Annotated in this window: 2 protein-coding genes; both read left to right on the forward strand. The window is 74.2% G+C overall.

All coding sequences use genetic code 11. The features are described 5' to 3' along the window. Window positions 1–435 (forward strand): nickel pincer cofactor biosynthesis protein LarC2 (gene larC2, locus P409_RS34820; protein WP_034849544.1); only part of this gene is annotated, 435 nt, incomplete at its 5' end. Next, window positions 432–1,176, forward strand: a 745-nt coding sequence (gene larE / locus P409_RS34825; protein ID WP_202964912.1) for an ATP-dependent sacrificial sulfur transferase LarE, incomplete at its 3' end; no start/stop codon positions are given. The genes larC2 and larE, both read left to right, overlap by 4 nt.

A 1,176-nucleotide genomic window follows, 5' to 3' on the forward strand; every position in this document is an offset into this window, starting at 1 on the left:
GAGATGGACTCCGTTCTGGTGGTGGAGTGCGAGATCGACGACCAGTCGGGCGAGGAGCTGGCGCTGGCGCTGGACCGGCTGCGGGCGCATCCGGCGGTGCTGGACGCGGTCCAGGCCCCGGTCTTCGGCAAGAAGGGGCGGATGATGGCGCATCTCCGCCTGCTGGCGCGGCCGGAGGCGCGGGACGAGGTGCTGCGGCTATGCTTCAGCGAGACCACGACCATCGGCCTGCGTTATGGCGTTCAGTCCCGGGCGGTGCTGCCGCGGCGCGTCGTCGAGGTCGCGGCCGGGGACCGCACGGTGCGGGTCAAGGCGGTCGACCGGCCCGGCGGACGCACGGCCAAGGCCGAGGCGGATGACGTGGCCGACCTGGACGGGCACAAAGCGCGCAAGGCCCGGCGGCGGGCGGCGGAGGATGCGGTGGAAGAGTCATGAGCGCGGATCGGATGCGGCTCGAGGGCGTGCTGGACGGGCTCGGCCCGATCGCGGTGGCGGTCAGCGGCGGCGTCGACAGCATGACCCTGGCGGTGCTGGCGCATCGCCGGCGCCCCGAGGCCGTGACCATGGTCCATGCCGTCTCCCCGGCGGTGCCGCCGCTGGCCACGGCGCGGGTGCGCGACTGGGCCGGGCGCGAGGGCTGGGCCCTGACGGTGCTCGACGCCGGCGAGTTCGCCGATCCGCGCTATCGCGAGAACCCGGTGAACCGTTGCTATTTCTGCAAGACCAACCTGTACGGCGCGATCGCCGGGCGGGTCGCCGGCACCATCGTCTCCGGCACCAACCTGGACGATCTCGGCGAGTACCGGCCGGGGCTCGACGCGGCGCGCGAGCATGGCGTGCACCACCCCTATGTCGAGGCCGGCATCGGCAAGGCCGGGCTGCGGGCCCTGGCGCGCGATCTCGGCCTCGGCGACCTGGCCGAGCTGCCGTCCTCGCCCTGCCTGTCGAGCCGGGTCGAGACCCTGATCCCGATCGAGCCCGAGATGCTGCGCACCATCGATGCGGTCGAGCAGCTGGTGGCCAGCCGCCTGAAGCCGCGCACGGTGCGCTGCCGGGTCCGCGCCGCCGGGCTGGTGGTGGAGCTCGATCCCGGCAGCCTGGCCGGGCTGGGCGAGGACGGGGCGGCGGCGCTGGAGGCGTCGATCCGCGCCATGCTGCCGGAAGCCGCCGCGTCCC

The organism is Inquilinus limosus MP06 (assembly GCF_000767795.1).
Taxonomy (GTDB): Bacteria; Pseudomonadota; Alphaproteobacteria; order DSM-16000; family Inquilinaceae; genus Inquilinus; species Inquilinus limosus_E.